Genomic DNA, 14930 nt, shown 5'->3' with positions numbered 1-14930 from the left:
AGCCGGGCGGCCCTTTGAAACGAATTGATAGCGTATGGAGTTGACCATGCAGCAAGAATCCCACGCCCACGGCATCGACATGTCCGCCCTGGGCCGCGACAAGCAGAGCCTGCGCCTGGCTGAAGAAACCGTGGCCATCGAAGTACCCGGCCTGTCCCTGTTCTACGGCGACAAGCAAGCCCTGTTCGACGTGCAGATGAACATCCCCAAGCAGCGCGTGACCGCCTTCATCGGCCCGTCCGGCTGCGGCAAGTCGACCCTGCTGCGCACCTTCAACCGCATGAACGACCTGGTCGACGGTTGCCGCGTGGAAGGCGCCATCAACCTGTATGGCCACAACATCTACCGCAAGGGCGAGGACGTGGCCGAGCTGCGCCGCCGGGTCGGCATGGTGTTCCAGAAGCCCAACCCGTTCCCCAAGACCATCTATGAAAACGTGGTCTACGGCCTGCGTATCCAGGGCATCAACAAGAAGCGGGTGCTCGACGAGGCCGTCGAATGGGCCCTGAAGGGCGCCGCGCTGTGGGACGAGGTCAAGGACCGCCTGCACGATTCGGCCCTGGGCCTGTCCGGTGGCCAGCAGCAGCGTCTGGTCATTGCCCGCACCATCGCCGTGGAGCCCGAGGTCCTGCTGCTCGACGAACCGTGCTCGGCACTGGACCCGATCTCGACCCTGAAGGTCGAGGAGCTGATCTACGAGCTCAAGTCCAAGTACACCATCGTCATCGTGACCCACAACATGCAGCAGGCGGCGCGTGTCTCGGACTACACCGCGTTCATGTACATGGGCAAGCTGGTCGAATTCGGTGATACCGACACCCTGTTCACCAACCCGGCGAAGAAGCAGACCGAAGATTACATCACTGGTCGCTACGGCTAATCCCCGGCTCCCACAGGATGTGTGCTGCTGTGCGGCACCCGGGAACGATACGAATTACTTGAAGCTTGCAGCTTCTTCGCGGAGCGAAACGATGATCAACAAAGAGAGCCTCACCCATCACATCTCCCAGCAGTTCAACGCCGAGCTCGAAGAGGTGCGCAGCCACCTCCTGGCGATGGGCGGCCTGGTCGAGAAGCAGGTCAACGACGCGGTCACGGCGCTGATCGAGGCCGATTCGGGCTTGGCCCAGCAGGTCCGTGAAGTCGACGAACAGATCAACCAGATGGAGCGCAACATCGATGAGGAATGCGTACGCATCCTCGCCCGTCGCCAGCCGGCGGCCTCCGACCTGCGCCTGATCATCAGCATTTCCAAGTCGGTGATCGACCTGGAGCGAATCGGCGACGAATCCACCAAGATCGCCCGCCGTGCCATCCAGCTGTGCGAGGAGGGCGAGTCGCCCCGTGGTTACGTCGAGGTGCGCCACATCGGCGACCAGGTGCGCAACATGGTACGTGACGCCCTGGACGCCTTCGCCCGCTTCGATGCCGACCTTGCGCTGTCGGTGGCCCAGTACGACAAGACCATCGACCGTGAATACAAGACCGCGCTGCGCGAGCTGGTCACCTACATGATGGAAGACCCGCGTTCGATCTCCCGCGTACTGAGCGTGATCTGGGCCTTGCGTTCGCTGGAGCGCATCGGCGACCACGCGCGCAACATCTCCGAGCTGGTGATCTACCTCGTGCGCGGCACCGACGTACGCCACATGGGCCTCAAGCGCATGAAGGCCGAAGTGCAGGGCGAAGCGGACGATGCCGAAATCGCTAATGTTCCGGCGCAATCGGACGATAAGTAAGGTTGCTCCCGAGCATCGACGCCCGGCCTAGGCCGGGCGTTTTCGTTTGCGGTCGGGCAGCCGGCAGGCACCCGCGAACGATGAGAGAAGTCCCGGCGTGACCCATGGTTTGGCAAATGGCCATCAGTCGGCGGTAAGCTAGTCGGGGTTCAAGAGGAGTATCGATGAGTAAGGTCAACGTGCTGGTCGTGGATGATGCGCCGTTCATTCGCGACCTGGTGAGGAAGTGTCTGCGCAATGCCTTCCCGGGCATCGCCATCGAGGACGCGGTCAATGGTCGCAAAGCCATGACCCTGCTGGGCAAGGAGCGCTTCGACCTAGTCTTGTGCGACTGGGAAATGCCGGAAATGTCCGGCCTGGAACTGCTCACCTGGTGCCGCCAGCAGGCCGAGCTCAAGGACCTGCAGTTCATCATGGTGACCAGCCGTGGCGACAAGGAGAACGTGATCCAGGCCATCCAGGCCGGCGTATCCGATTTCGTGGGCAAGCCGTTCACCAACGAGCAGTTGCTGACCAAGGTGAAGAAGGCCCTGACCAAGCTGGGCAAGCTCGAAAGCCTGATGAACAGCGCGCCAGCACGCATCAATTCGGCGTTCGCCAATGATTCGTTGAATGCGCTCACCGGCGGTCGGGCCGAGACGGTCAAAGCGCCCGTGGCGGCTGCCGTGGCGCCCAGCAAGCCATTGATCAACGCGCCGGCGCCCAAGAGCGCAGCGGCAGCGGCCCAGAGCGGGCGAGGGCAGGGCCAGCTGCGGCTTTCCAGCGGTACCCAGGCTTGTGTGATCAAGGCCTTGAGCCTCAAGGAAGCCTTGCTGGTGGTACGTCGCGGCACGACCTTGCCGCAGGTGCTCGAAGGCGCGGTGCTGGACCTGGAGCAGGGCGAGAATGCCGAGGTGGCACGCCTCAATGGCTACCTGCATGCCGTGGCGGCCCTGGAGCCCAAGCCCGACAGCGACTGGCTGCAACTGACCTTCAAATTCGTCGACCAGGATGCCCAGAAGCTCGACTACCTGTCGCGGCTGATCGCCCGCGGCACCGCCCAGAAGCACTTCACCCCCGGCGCCTGAGCTATCGCAATCGCGGGACACACCGCTCCACAGGCACATTGCGACCCTGTAGGAGCGGGCTTGTCCCGCGATGAAGACAGCCGACCAATTCCCGACCAACTGCAACACCCCGCCTGAAAGTGGCTGCTAGGCTTCGATTCATAACAACTATCAAAAAGCCACTATCATGCCCGCCCGCCTGCTGCTGTTCTGTGCCTTGCTCACGGCCTCGGCGTCGAGCCTGGGCATGACCCTCTACAAAACCACCGATGCCTTTGGCGTGGTGTCCTATTCCGAAAGCCCGCTGCCTGGCGCCAGGCCGTTCGTACTGCGCGAACCCATGATCGAGCGCCTGGACAGCCAGGTACGCTTGCGCGCCGTGGAGGTTGCCGGGGGTACCCGCTTCTTCGCGCGCAACGAGTTGTTCGCCCCGGTGGAGGTCGAGCTTCGCCTGTATCGCCTGGTCGATGCCCAGGGTGGCAATGCGCCCCGGATCATCCGGCGTGTGGTGCCGCCGCGTTCGAGCCAGGCGCTGACTGTGGTGACCGCCGTGCCGGGCGGGCGCCTGCGTTATGAGACGAAATTCCGCCATGCCTTGGGCGACCCGAGCAAGCGACCCCAGGCCTTCCGCTATCCGTTCCCCTGGCGCGGTGGCCCGTTCCGCTTGAGCCAGGGGCCCAACGGGCGTTTCAGCCATTTCGGGCCCAAGGGACGTTATGCGATGGACATCGCCATGCCCGAAGGCACGCCGATCGTCGCGGCGCGCGAAGGCGTGGTGGTGAAGGTGGAGAACCGCCAGCATGGTCGCGGCAACAACCCAGCGGGCAACTTCGTCAGGATTCTGCATCCGGACGGCACCATGGGGGTGTACTTGCACCTGATGCGCGGGTCGGTGGTGGTCAGTGAAGGGCAGCGGGTGGCCCAGGGCGCGCTGCTGGCCAGGTCGGGAAATACCGGCAACAGCAGCGGGCCGCACCTGCATTTCGTGGTGCAGCGCAATGTTGGGCTGGCGCTGGAGTCGATTCCCTACCGCTTCAACCGGCCGATCGGTGGGTTGCCGGATTTCACGGCAGGGAATCCTTGATTCGTATTGCCCGAGCCGATGCCCTGTAGGAGCCAACTGTCTTTCACTTCCACCCGACCAATGCACGTATCAGCGGTAGGCAGACACCAGTCTGCCTACCCGATGTGCCTTCAGACAGGCTGATCACGCCATGGCGTTCCATCACGCACCATGGCATTGAGCCTCACCAGCAGCACGCGCATGCATGCCACCAGCGCTACTTTTGCTGGCTTACCGCTCGCGCGCAGCCGGGCCCATCGCGCTTTAAAATCTGGATTCACGCGTGCCATCACCAAGGTGCACATGTAGGCCGCACGACGCAGTTTCGCCCGGCCGCCGTAGACATGGCGCTTTCCGTTTTTGGTCCCACTGTCGTTGTTGTAGGGCGCCACACCCGCCAGGGCAGCTACTTGCGCACGGTTCAGATCACCCAGTTCCGGCAGATAGCAGAACAGACTGGCAATGGTGACGTTGCCCACACCCTTGATCTCGCTCAAGCGTTCGAATAGGTCTGCATCGACACGGCGACTCTGCTCAGCGATCTGTTCATCGCATGCCTTGATCAAGACGCGTAATGTCGATTCGAGCGTTTTATAGTGCTCCAGCACAACAGGCAGCGAGGCCTGCTTGATGCGGCGACGATTGTCATCGCGTTGCTGGACCAGGCTATCGCGCTGATTGACCAGTTCGGTCAGGTGCTCGCGAGCCTCGTCAGGTACAACGAAATGCTTGTCCTCCAAGGCGGAGGCAAATAAGGCTAGCATCCGTGCATCGATAGGGTCAGTCTTGGCTCGCTTGCCCATGGCTAGGGCGAATTGACGTGCCCGGGCAGGATTGATTCGCTGCACTTTCAAACCGGCCTTGGCCAGCAACCGGATCGACAGCTTTTCGTAACCGCCGGTAGCTTCGACCAGCACACGCTCGACCGCATGGGCTTTGAAATGTTGGGCGATAACTTCGAGCCCTGCAGCATCATTGGTCACGCAAAGCTCGGAGGCCTCGGGATACAGGGCCACTTGCAAGGTATTTTTGGAAACATCGATTCCGGCATAGGCAGACATGAGTAAAGCCTCTAGTCTTGAAGATGAGAGGTCGCTCTGGCCTGGCTCACGCTTGTTGTTCGAGGTCGGACTCAGTCAACTGTTCGAGCTTGAGCCAGAGCGAGAAGAGTGGACGGCAGCTCGGCTCCTACCCGTGCTCATGGCACCGCGAGCTAGCAGCTTGCCGTCCACCCCTCTCACCTAACACCTTACCTCTTGCGAAGACACAAGCGGGCTTGTCCCGCGATCAAGGGCGAAGCCCTTGCCATACAACCGCTGCGGCAGGACCGGCCCAATCGCGGGACAAGCCCGCTCCTACAGGGTTCAGTGGTGCACCTGGGATAGAGCGCTCAATCGAGCTTGAGCACCTTGGCCAGCACGATCTTCGGCCCTTTCATCTTCTTGATGATGATGCGCAAGCCTTCGACTTCCAGCACTTCCTCTTCCTCCGGCACGCGCTTGAGCGTTTCGTATACCAGCCCTGCCAGGGTTTCGGCCTCGATGTGGTCCAGGTCAACGCCCAGCAGGCGCTCGACCTTGAACAGCGGCGTATCGCCACGTACCAGCAGCTTGCCGGGCTGATAGGCGAGGATGCCGCGCTCGGTCTTGCGGTGTTCGTCCTGGATGTCGCCCACCAGCACTTCCAGCACGTCCTCCATGGTCAGGTAGCCGATCACCTTGCCGTCGGCCTCCTCGACCAGCACGAAGTGCGCGCCGCCCTTGCGGAACTGCTCCAGCAACTGGGCCAGCGGCATGTGCCGGGACACCCGCTCCAGAGGGCGTGCCAGCTCGTCGAGGTCGATGGTCGCGGGCAGGTGGTCGAGTTCGGCCAGCTCCAGCAGCAGGTCCTTGATGTGCAGCAGGCCGGTGAATTCCTCGCGCTCGGCGTCGTAGACCGGGTAGCGGCTGAACTTGTGACGGCGCACCAGCGCCAGGATCTCCTTGAGCGGGGCATGGGCATCGATGCTGACCATGTCCTCGCGGGAGTTGGCCCAGTCGACCACTTCCAGCTCGCCCATCTCCACGGCCGAGGCCAGCACACGCATGCCCTGGTCGCTCGGGTCCTGGCCACGGCTGGAGTGCAGGATCAGCTTGAGCTCTTCGCGGCTGTAGTGGTGCTCATGGTGTGGGCCGGGCTCGCCTTGGCCAGCGATGCGCAGGATGGCGTTGGCGCTGGCGTTGAGCAGGTAGATGGCCGGGTACATGAGCCAGTAGAACAGGTACAGCGGTACGGCCGTCCACAGCGACAGCAGTTCGGGCTTGCGGATCGCCCACGACTTGGGTGCCAGCTCGCCGACCACGATGTGCAGGTAGGAGATCACGAAGAAGGCGACGAAGAAGGAGATCGCCTTGACCAGCTCCGGCGTGTCGACGCCCACAGCGGCCAGCACCGGCTCGAGCAGGTGGGCGAAGGCCGGCTCGCCGACCCAGCCCAGGCCCAGGGACGCCAGGGTGATACCCAGCTGGCAGGCCGACAGATAGGCGTCCAGTTGATTGTGGACCTTGCGCAGGATGCTGCCCCGCCAGCCATGCAGTTCGGCGATGGACTCGACGCGGGTGGCGCGCAGCTTGACCATGGCGAACTCGGCGGCCACGAAGAAGCCGTTGAGCAGCACCAGGAGGAAGGCGAAGAGAATCATGCCGAAATCGGCAAAGAGAGAGATGAAGCTGAAACCAGGGGAAGGGTCCATGATGGAGTTTTTACGGGGTCCGTCTTGGTAAGGGTGAGAAAAAAAGTGCCAGCGATGGCTGGCACAGGGGATCCAATGTAGCGGCTGGAGCTGCAAAAGCAAAGGGTAGTGGTCTTGTTGGGGCTGCGAAGCAGCCCCTCTCAGTGCTTACCGTTGGCCAATTGTGCCGGCGCGAAATGACACGTGAAGGTACTGCCATGCCCCGGCACGCTGCTGATCTCAAGGCGCGCACGATGGCGCAGCAGCACGTGCTTGACGATGGCCAGGCCCAGCCCGGTGCCGCCGGTGTTGGAGGCGCGGCTGGAGTCGACCCGGTAGAAGCGTTCGGTCAGGCGCGGCAGGTGCTTGGCATCGATGCCGATCCCTGAGTCCTGCACGGACAAGTGGGCGCCTTGGTCGTCGGCCCACCAACGAACCCGGATGCTGCCTTCGTCCTGGGTGTACTTCACTGCATTGAACACCAGGTTGGAAAAGGCACTGCGCAGTTCCGACTCGCTGCCCTTCAAACGCACCCCTGGCGCGGCGTCCAGCGTGATGCGCTGGTTGCGCGGGCCGGAGAGTGCCTGGGCATCGCTGGTGATCGATTGCAACAGGGTGTCGACCGCCACCGGTTGGTTGTCCGAGGGGTAATCGGTCGCCTCGAGCTTGGCCAGCAGCAACAGGTCGTTGAGCAGTGTCTGCATGCGCGCACCTTGCTGGCTCATCTGCTGCAATGCCCGGTTCCAGCGTGGGTTCACGTCCTCGACGTTGTCGAGCAAGGTCTCCAGGTAACCGGTGATCACCGTCAACGGCGTGCGCAGTTCGTGGGAGACGTTGGCGACGAAGTCCTTGCGCATCTGTTCGAGCTGGTGGATACGGGTGACATCGCGTACCAGCATCAGGTGCTCGTTGTTGCCGTAGCGGGTGATGTGCAGTTGCACGCGCAGACGGTCATTGATCGGCGACGGGATTTCCAGCGGCTCGAGGTAGTTCTCGGCCTCGAAGTATTCCTTGAAGCGCGGGTGGCGGACCAGGTTGGTGACCGGCTGGCCCCCGTCCTGCGGGGTCTTGAAGCCCAGCAAGGTCTCGGCGGCGCGGTTCCACCATTCCAGGTTGCCCTCGCTGTCGAGCATGATCACCGCATCGCGCAGGGCCGCGGTGGACTCCTGGACGCGGTCGATCACTGCCTGTAGGCGGCCACGCACGCGTTGGTCGCGGCGCTGCAGGTGGTAGATGCTGTCGAACACTTCGCCCCAAAGGCCGTAGCCGTCGGGCGGGGCTTCATCGGGCTGATGGTTGCGCAGCCAGTCGTGCAGGCGCAGCAGTTGCTTGAGGGTCCAGCCCAGGTAGAGCGCAAGGCCGATGGCCAGGCTCCACCCGTAGTAGCCGCTGACCAGCCCGCCAACCAGGCAGATGGTGATCAGCAGCAGCATGTGGCGAATCAGGGTCGCGTGCCAGTTCTGGTTCAATTGACGGTCCTTGTACAGCGGCTTGCGGCGTGGCTTCGGGCTGGATCAGCTCTTGGTAGAGAAGCGGTAGCCGGTGCCCCGGACGGTTTGTACCAGATTTTCGTAGGCTTCACCCAACGCCTTGCGCAGGCGACGGATATGCACGTCGACCGTGCGTTCTTCGACATAGACGTTGCCGCCCCAGACCTGGTCGAGCAGTTGGCCGCGGGTATAGGCGCGTTCCTGGTGGGTCATGAAGAATTGCAGCAGGCGGTATTCGGTGGGGCCCATCTCGGCCGGCTTGCCATCGATGGTCACGCGGTGGCTGATCGGGTCGAGCAGCAGGCCGCCGACTTCGATCGGCGCTTCGCTGTCGCTCGGGCCGGTGCGGCGCAGCACGGCCTTGAGCCGGGCCACCAGTTCGCGTGGCGAGAACGGCTTGGTGATGTAGTCGTCGGCCCCGACTTCAAGGCCTTGGATCTTGTTGTCCTCTTCACCTTTGGCGGTGAGCATGATGATCGGGATATCGCCGGTCAGCTCGTCACGCTTGAGGCGCCGCGCCAGTTCGATGCCCGAGGTGCCGGGCAGCATCCAGTCGAGCAGGATCAGGTCCGGCTTGCGGTCGACGATGATGGCATGGGCTTGCTGGGAGTTCTCCGCTTCCAGGCAGTCATAGCCGGCCATTTCCAATGCAACGGCGATCATCTCGCGAATGGGCGCTTCGTCGTCGACGATCAGAATGTTTCTGCCAACCATGCTTGATACCTCTCCCAGGAACTGTGTCTGGCCCGCATTAGATAACGGAATTATTGCAGCTGTGTGACAGGACATTGGCGTTTATGGCGACATTCCATGACTGGACTAGGCTTGAAAGGGCCGCCGAGGCGGTGTTTCAGCCCCCACTCCCCCCGAAACGATGGTGATTCCAATGACACGACATACGCTGAGCTGGATGGCCCTTTTCGCTGCGCTGGCGCTACCGGGGGTGGCGTCTGCCCACCACGCGATGGAGAAGGATGGCATGTGGGTCGATCATGCCGGCATGACCCTCTACACCTTCGACAAGGATGCCGACGGCAAGTCCATGTGCAACGGCGAGTGCGCCAAGAACTGGCCGCCGCTGCTGGTCAAGCCCGACGATGAAGCCGCCAAGGACAAGTGGACCCAGGTCACCCGCGACGACGGGGCCAAGCAGTGGGCCTATGACGGCAAACCGTTGTACACCTTCATCAAGGACAAGAAGGCCGGGGACAAGACCGGCGATGGCGTGAAGGACGTCTGGCATATCGCCAAGCCTTGAAGTTGCAGGGCCGCTGGGCGGCCCTTTCGCGGCACAAGGCCGCTCCTACGGACGATCGTAGTGTGGAGCGGCCTTGCGCCGCGAAAGGGTTGCAAGGCAGCCCCCTACGATCCTCAGCGCAGTGCGTAATCCAGCACCACGCCGATGAAGATCAGCATCCCCGCCCAGTGATTGTGCAGGAATGCCTTGAAGCACGACTCCCGGTCCAGCCTGCGCGTCGACCAGTACTCCCAGGCAAAGCACGCCGCCGCCGCCAGCAAGCCCAGGTGGAACCAGCCACCCATGTCGAAATGGCTGCCGGCGAGCAACAGGCACCCCAGCGAGAGCATCTGCAGTGTCAGGATGATCGTCCGGTCGGCCTCGCCGAACAGGATCGCCGTGGACTTCACGCCGATCTTCAGGTCATCGTCACGGTCCACCATGGCGTAGTAGGTGTCGTAGCCCACAGTCCACAGCAGGTTGGCGATGTACAGCAGCCAGGCGCTGGCCGGCAGCTCGCCACCTGCCGCGGTGAAGGCCATGGGGATGCCCCAGGAATAAGCAGCGCCCAGCACCACCTGGGGGTAATAGGTGTAGCGCTTCATGAACGGGTAGCAGAATGCCAGGGCTACTGCACCGAACGACAGCCACACGGTCCTTGCGTTGGTGCACAGCACCAGCAGGAAGCTCACGCCGACCAGGAGGGCGAACAGCACCAGCGCTTCGCGGGGCTTCACTCGGCCACTGGCCAGCGGTCGGTCAGCCGTACGCTTGACGTGGCCGTCCACCTTGCGGTCGGCGAAGTCATTGATGCAGCAACCGGCGGCGCGCATCAGCACCACGCCCAGGCCGAAGATCAGCACGTTGGCCAGGGTCGGCGAGCCGTTGCCGGCGATCCATACCGCCGACAAGGTCGGCCACAGCAGCAGATAGATGCCGATCGGGCGATCCATGCGGCTGAGCTGGATGAAGTCCCAAGCCCGAGGGTGCAGGCGGTTGAACGACTTGAGCAAATGCAGATACATCAGCGGCTTTCCTCCTTGGCCACGCGCCACAGCTCTGGCAGGAATACCTCGGCCACCAGCACGTCGAGGTTGTCACGTTCGAAGCGCGAACGCCGCCCCCACAAGCCATCGTCGGCCACCGCAGGCGGTAACCAGCCCTGTGGATAACGGCAGACTTCGATAGGGTGGCGGACGAACGCCTGGTCGCAGAACAGCAGTTCGCCCAACGAGCGGCTGCCCAGCGTCTCCAAGTCCAGGCCGCCCCGTTCCAGGGCGCTGCGGCTGGCAACGCTGCGGGCGAATACCCAAGGTTGGCCATGGCCACGCAGGTACACCTCGCGCACCCAACCTTCGGCGCCCGGCGCGAGGCCCAGCGCTTGGCATTCATCATCACGCAGCGGTTGCCAGCCTTCGAACAGCGGGTCGACGGCGAAATGGCCTTGGGACAGATGGATCAGCCGGCGGGTCAGGGAGCCTTCATCGAACAGCCAGCCAAGGGTCGGCTGGTCGACATCGGTTGCCAGCTGTGAATACGGCAGCCACGCGACAGCGGCTGCTTGCGGGGATTCGTACGACACGTCGATATGCTTGTTACAGCCAGAGAGGCCGCGAGCTTAGCATGATTGCCCCGACTGCTTGCATAATGGCCGCTCCTACGGGCAGTTAGCACATTAGAGACGAGGAAAACCAACCCCATGAAAAAGTGGCAATGTATTGTCTGCGGCCTGATCTACGACGAAGCCGAGGGCTGGCCGGACGACGGCATCGCCCCAGGCACCCGTTGGGAAGACGTGCCGGAAGACTGGCTGTGCCCCGACTGCGGTGTCGGCAAGAGCGACTTCGAAATGATCGCCATCGGCTGATCGCACCCCATTCAACGAGAGGAAGCATGACATGATGTCCCCCGTGGTGATCATTGGTACCGGCCTGGCCGGCTACAACCTGGCCCGCGAGTTTCGCAAGCTCGACGACCAGACGCCGTTGCTGCTGATCACCGCCGACGACGGTCGTTCCTACTCCAAGCCCATGCTCTCCACGGGCTTTGCCAAACACAAGGATGCCGACGGCCTGTGCATGGCCGAGCCGGGCGCCATGGCCGAGCAGCTCAAGGCCGAGATCCGCACGCACACCCGCATCAGCGGCATCGACCCGGGGCACAAGCGCCTGTGGATCGGCGAGGAAGCGGTCGAGTACCGCGACCTGGTGCTCGCCTGGGGTGCCCAGACCGTGCAGGTGCCGATCGAAGGCGATGGCGGCGACCTGGTGTTTCCCATCAATGACCTGGAAGACTACGCGCGCTTTCGTGCCGCAGCGGCAGGCAAGCGCCGCGTGCTGATCCTCGGGGCCGGCCTGATCGGTTGCGAGTTCGCCAACGACATGAGCCTGGGCGGCTACGAAATCGATGTGGTCGCGCCTTGCGAACAGGTGATGCCGACCCTGCTGCATCCCGCCGCGGCCAGCGCTGTCCAGGCCGGCCTGGAAGGCCTGGGCGTGCGCTTCCACCTGGGGCCCGTATTGACCCGGCTGCAACGTGCTGACGACGGCCTCGAGGCGCATCTGTCCGATGGCAGCGTGATCGCCTGCGACCTGGTGGTGTCGGCCATCGGCCTGCGTCCACGCACCGACCTGGCTGCCGCTGCTGGCCTGCAGGTCAATCGTGGCGTGGTGGTGGATCGCCACTTGCGTACCTCCCACGGCAATATCTTCGCCCTGGGCGACTGCGCCGAGGTCGATGGGGTCAACCTGCTGTATGTCATGCCGCTGATGACCTGCGCGCGTGCCCTGGCCCAAACCCTGGCCGGCAACCCCACCGCCGTGGCCTACGGGCCCATGCCGGTCACGGTCAAGACCCCGGCCTGCCCGCTGGTGGTTTCGCCGCCACCGCCGGGCCATGAAGGTGTCTGGCAGGTGGAGGGGCAGGGCGCTGACCTCAAGGTGCTCTGCCACGCGGGCGACGGGAAGCTGCTGGGTTACGCGTTGACCGGCACGGCGGTGATGGAAAAGCTGGCGCTGAATCGGCAGTTGCCACCCTTTATGGCATAAATAGCGGGCGCTCTGTCGGGTATGGCCTGTCCTTGGCGCGACAATGGCCGCCCAGGCACTGGCGCGCCTTCGGTGGGCGTGCCATCCTCACTTCCGTCTGCCGCAGATTAGAGCCTGCGGTGCCTTTGAACGCTGCTTCACACGGCAGCACGGCAATAACAACAAGAAATCCCGTCCAAGAGGCTTCACTATGCGTAAACCAGAACTCGCCGCTGTTATCGCCGAAAAGGCCGATCTGACCAAGGAAAAGGCCAACCAGGTCTTGAATGCCATCCTCGACAGCATCACCGGTGCGCTGGACAAGGACACCGTCACCCTGGTCGGTTTCGGTACCTTTGAAAAACGTCATCGTGGTGCTCGCACCGGCAAGAACCCGCAGACCGGCCAGCCGGTCAAGATCAAGGCCAGCAATACCGTCGCCTTCAAGCCTGGCAAGAACCTGCGCGACAGCGTCAACCAACCTGCCAAGCCAGCAAAGAAAGGCAAGTGATCGGTTTTCGATAACCACGTTATCCGAACGGGCGCCCTGGGCGCCCGTTGTGCATTCTGGGAAACGGAAAAGCTCCGAAACAGCAGAGTTGCATTCCACGTCCGATAAAAGGATAAACTGCGCGGCTCAGTCACTTTTTAGTCGAGGCGTGTAGATGAAGTTTCGCTTCCTGCTCTGGGTCATGGGGCTGCTGATGGCTCGGGCCAGCCGCAACAACCCGGCGTTTCAGCAACAATTGCGGGACAAGGACCTGGTCTTCCAGATGCAGACCCTCGACGGCAAGGTAGGCCGGCACTTCATCGTCAGTGGCGAGCGCATCAGCAGCAAGGGCGGCCTGCACCCCCAGCCGGCCTTCGCCATCGCTTTCAAGGATGCAGCCTACGGCTTCGACACTCTGCGGGCTGGCAACAAGCAGCTGGCCTTCATGCAAGGGATCCAGGACAAGAGCATCCAGATCAAGGGCAACCCGGCCCTGGTCATCTGGTTCCAGGGCCTGATGAAATACCTGAAGCCGAAGAAAAAAGGCCGATAGGGCGGCTGCGCGGGCCCAATCGCCGGCAGGCGATACAGGTCTACCCGCGCAGCTCAATGCGGCGTGTGGAACTGGGAAGCCAGCTCGCGCAGCAGTGTCTCGGCCTCCAGAACCTTGGTCACTGCATCTTCCGCTTTCTCCCGGGTCAGGCTCAGGCGTTCGAGCAAGGCGTCCGGAATCTCTTCCTGGGGCCCAGTGCCGATGCCACGGGCACGTAACAGGCGTACCGCCAGGCATACCAAGTTGGGGAAGGCTGCATATTCGCCGTCATAGCTCGGGTCGTGCTGGAAGCGCAGCGCGGCGGAGAGCTCTTCCGGCATGTCCCACAGCTTCATCAACCAGGCGCCGATCTGTTCACGGCTGATGCCCAGCAGGTGCTGTTCCACGAAGGTGTGGCACAGGTGTGGGTTGACCTCGAGGTGGCGGCAGATCAGTGAAAAGTGCGGCGGGAAGACGTGGGCCAGCAACAGGTAGCCGAAGTTGTGCAGCAGGCCAGCCAGGTAGGTCAGGCCTGCCTCGGGGCGCTCGGCACGGGGCATGGCCCGGGTCAGGCCTTCGATCACCGCGGCGGTGTAGATCGACTGTTGCCAGTACGGCGTGGCTTCCTGCGGGTGGTCCTCGGGCAGGCTCAAGGTCTTGCCCAGCGCCAGGCCCAGCGCCAGGTTGATCACCAGGTCGAAGCCCAGCACACGGACGATGGCGTCTTCCACCGAGCGGATCTTGCCGGGAGACGCGTAATAGGGCGATGCGGCCCAGCTGACCACCTGGGCCGCCAGGGCTGGGTCGGTTTCCACCACGCCGGTGATGTCGTCGATGCTGGCATTGGGGTCGACGCGCAGCTTGATGATCTTCTGCGCCGTGTCGGCCAGCGGCGGGATCTCGATGGTTTGTTCCAGGCGTTGCTGGATACGGCGAGCGGTAAAGGCCTGGACGGCGCGGCTGATTTCCTTGGAGTCGTCGTCGGGGCGGTCCAAATTCGGGCGAATGGCCTCGATCTGTTCTCCGAAATGGCCGGCGCTTGCCTTGGCCAGCATGCGCTTGAAGTCTTCACGTGGGATCTCGAGCAGCAGGCCGCGCTCGCCGGACTGGATCAGCAGGTTGTCGGCCTGCAGCAGGCTGGCTTCGTAGAGGCACGGGTAGCTGGTCAGCGCCGGGATCCCGGGCAGGGTCTTGAGGGCGTGCTTGTCGAGCATATGCTTGAGACGCGCCACCGGCACGGCCACCAGCTTGCGCCCGGTCAGCTCGGCCAGGCGGTTGAGGTCCAGCAGTTGATCCTGCGGGAACAGCACCATCAGGGCGCCGACCGCGTCGTCTAGGAGAATCGCCTGGACACGTGCCTTGGCCGGCATTTGCGTATGCTCGGGTACTTCGCGGTAGGGCACGCCAAGCTTGTCGAGCAGCAGCCGGATGACAGACGGTGCGTGTGGGGTTGCGGTGTCCAAGGCAACTTCAGTCATGGTCTGTGTCCACGGTTTTCTTTAAACGCGAAGTATAACCAGCCTGGGCCGGAGCTGGATCCATTGTGTTTCAGAACGCAGCACTGCCCCTGTGGGAGCGGGTTTACCCGCGAAGAACG

The 14930-nt window shown here is 63.0% G+C and carries 16 protein-coding genes; 9 read left to right on the top strand and 7 right to left on the bottom strand.

Translation table 11 applies throughout. The features are described from left to right. The first annotated feature begins 46 nt into the window (after positions 1–46). The 4 genes from pstB (at position 47) to K8374_RS23675 (ending at position 3869) form a co-directional block, all read left to right on the top strand. Positions 47–880: a phosphate ABC transporter ATP-binding protein PstB gene (gene pstB, locus K8374_RS23690; RefSeq protein ID WP_084855420.1), complete on the top strand. Its 834-nt coding sequence runs from the start codon at positions 47–49 to the stop codon at positions 878–880. Positions 881–971: 91 nt separating this feature from the next. After that, positions 972–1739, top strand: coding sequence for a phosphate signaling complex protein PhoU (gene phoU / locus K8374_RS23685; protein ID WP_224457439.1), 768 nt, complete (start codon positions 972–974; stop codon positions 1737–1739). Between the two features lie 164 nt (positions 1740–1903). Beyond that, positions 1904–2806 (top strand): response regulator, encoded by a 903-nt coding sequence (locus K8374_RS23680; RefSeq protein ID WP_224457438.1) that lies wholly within the window; start codon positions 1904–1906, stop codon positions 2804–2806. Positions 2807–2972: 166 nt separating this feature from the next. Then, positions 2973–3869, top strand: a complete 897-nt coding sequence (locus K8374_RS23675; protein WP_224457437.1) for a peptidoglycan DD-metalloendopeptidase family protein — start codon at positions 2973–2975, stop codon at positions 3867–3869. Between the two features lie 110 nt (positions 3870–3979). Here K8374_RS23675 and K8374_RS23670 read toward each other — a convergent pair whose 3' ends face one another. The 4 genes from K8374_RS23670 to phoB all read right to left on the bottom strand — a co-directional run bounded on the left by K8374_RS23670 (position 3980) and on the right by phoB (position 8762). Further along, complete coding sequence (locus tag K8374_RS23670; RefSeq protein WP_224455814.1) at positions 3980–4909, bottom strand: IS110 family transposase; 930 nt, start codon at positions 4907–4909, stop codon at positions 3980–3982. A 329-nt stretch (positions 4910–5238) separates the two neighbouring features. After that, the gene (locus tag K8374_RS23665) at positions 5239–6579 is read right to left on the bottom strand and encodes a hemolysin family protein (protein ID WP_224457436.1); all 1341 of its coding nucleotides are present in this window, start codon (positions 6577–6579) and stop codon (positions 5239–5241) included. A 140-nt stretch (positions 6580–6719) separates the two neighbouring features. Then, on the bottom strand, positions 6720–7991 hold the full coding sequence (gene phoR, locus K8374_RS23660) for a phosphate regulon sensor histidine kinase PhoR (protein WP_263498544.1): 1272 nt from the start codon (positions 7989–7991) through the stop codon (positions 6720–6722). An 81-nt stretch (positions 7992–8072) separates the two neighbouring features. After that, complete coding sequence (gene phoB / locus K8374_RS23655; protein ID WP_003253341.1) at positions 8073–8762, bottom strand: phosphate regulon transcriptional regulator PhoB; 690 nt, start codon at positions 8760–8762, stop codon at positions 8073–8075. Between the two features lie 172 nt (positions 8763–8934). On the opposite strand from phoB, the gene K8374_RS23650 reads away from it, so the two are divergent. Further along, the gene (locus tag K8374_RS23650) at positions 8935–9306 is read left to right on the top strand and encodes a hypothetical protein (protein ID WP_196155897.1); all 372 of its coding nucleotides are present in this window, start codon (positions 8935–8937) and stop codon (positions 9304–9306) included. A 113-nt stretch (positions 9307–9419) separates the two neighbouring features. On the opposite strand, the gene ubiA is transcribed toward K8374_RS23650, so the two are convergent. Both ubiA and K8374_RS23640 read right to left on the bottom strand, forming a co-directional pair. Then, positions 9420–10310 (bottom strand): 4-hydroxybenzoate octaprenyltransferase, encoded by an 891-nt coding sequence (gene ubiA, locus K8374_RS23645; protein ID WP_224457434.1) that lies wholly within the window; start codon positions 10308–10310, stop codon positions 9420–9422. Next, positions 10310–10867 (bottom strand): chorismate--pyruvate lyase family protein, encoded by a 558-nt coding sequence (locus K8374_RS23640; RefSeq protein WP_224457433.1) that lies wholly within the window; start codon positions 10865–10867, stop codon positions 10310–10312. Before K8374_RS23640 ends, ubiA begins: the two co-directional genes overlap by 1 nt. A 117-nt stretch (positions 10868–10984) precedes the next feature. Between K8374_RS23640 and K8374_RS23635 the strand changes: the two genes are divergently transcribed. The 4 genes from K8374_RS23635 (at position 10985) to K8374_RS23620 (ending at position 13354) form a co-directional block, all read left to right on the top strand. Further along, complete coding sequence (locus K8374_RS23635) at positions 10985–11152, top strand: rubredoxin (RefSeq protein WP_011536423.1); 168 nt, start codon at positions 10985–10987, stop codon at positions 11150–11152. A 31-nt stretch (positions 11153–11183) separates the two neighbouring features. Beyond that, a complete protein-coding gene (locus K8374_RS23630; protein WP_224457432.1) occupies positions 11184–12332 on the top strand; it encodes an NAD(P)/FAD-dependent oxidoreductase in 1149 nt (382 codons plus the stop codon). Positions 12333–12522: 190 nt separating this feature from the next. Then, a complete protein-coding gene (locus tag K8374_RS23625; protein WP_043209915.1) occupies positions 12523–12822 on the top strand; it encodes an HU family DNA-binding protein in 300 nt (99 codons plus the stop codon). Between the two features lie 154 nt (positions 12823–12976). Beyond that, positions 12977–13354 (top strand): helicase, encoded by a 378-nt coding sequence (locus K8374_RS23620; protein ID WP_224457431.1) that lies wholly within the window; start codon positions 12977–12979, stop codon positions 13352–13354. Between the two features lie 53 nt (positions 13355–13407). Here K8374_RS23620 and K8374_RS23615 read toward each other — a convergent pair whose 3' ends face one another. Continuing rightward, positions 13408–14811 carry an aminoacyl-tRNA deacylase and HDOD domain-containing protein gene (locus tag K8374_RS23615; protein ID WP_224457430.1) on the bottom strand — a complete coding sequence of 468 codons (1404 nt, stop codon included), beginning with the start codon at positions 14809–14811 and terminating at the stop codon, positions 13408–13410. Positions 14812–14930: the final 119 nt, after the last annotated feature.

This window comes from Pseudomonas sp. p1(2021b) (genome assembly GCF_020151015.1).
GTDB lineage: Bacteria > Pseudomonadota > Gammaproteobacteria > Pseudomonadales > Pseudomonadaceae > Aquipseudomonas > Aquipseudomonas putida_K.
This window is presented reverse-complemented; position numbering and strand designations above follow the sequence as displayed.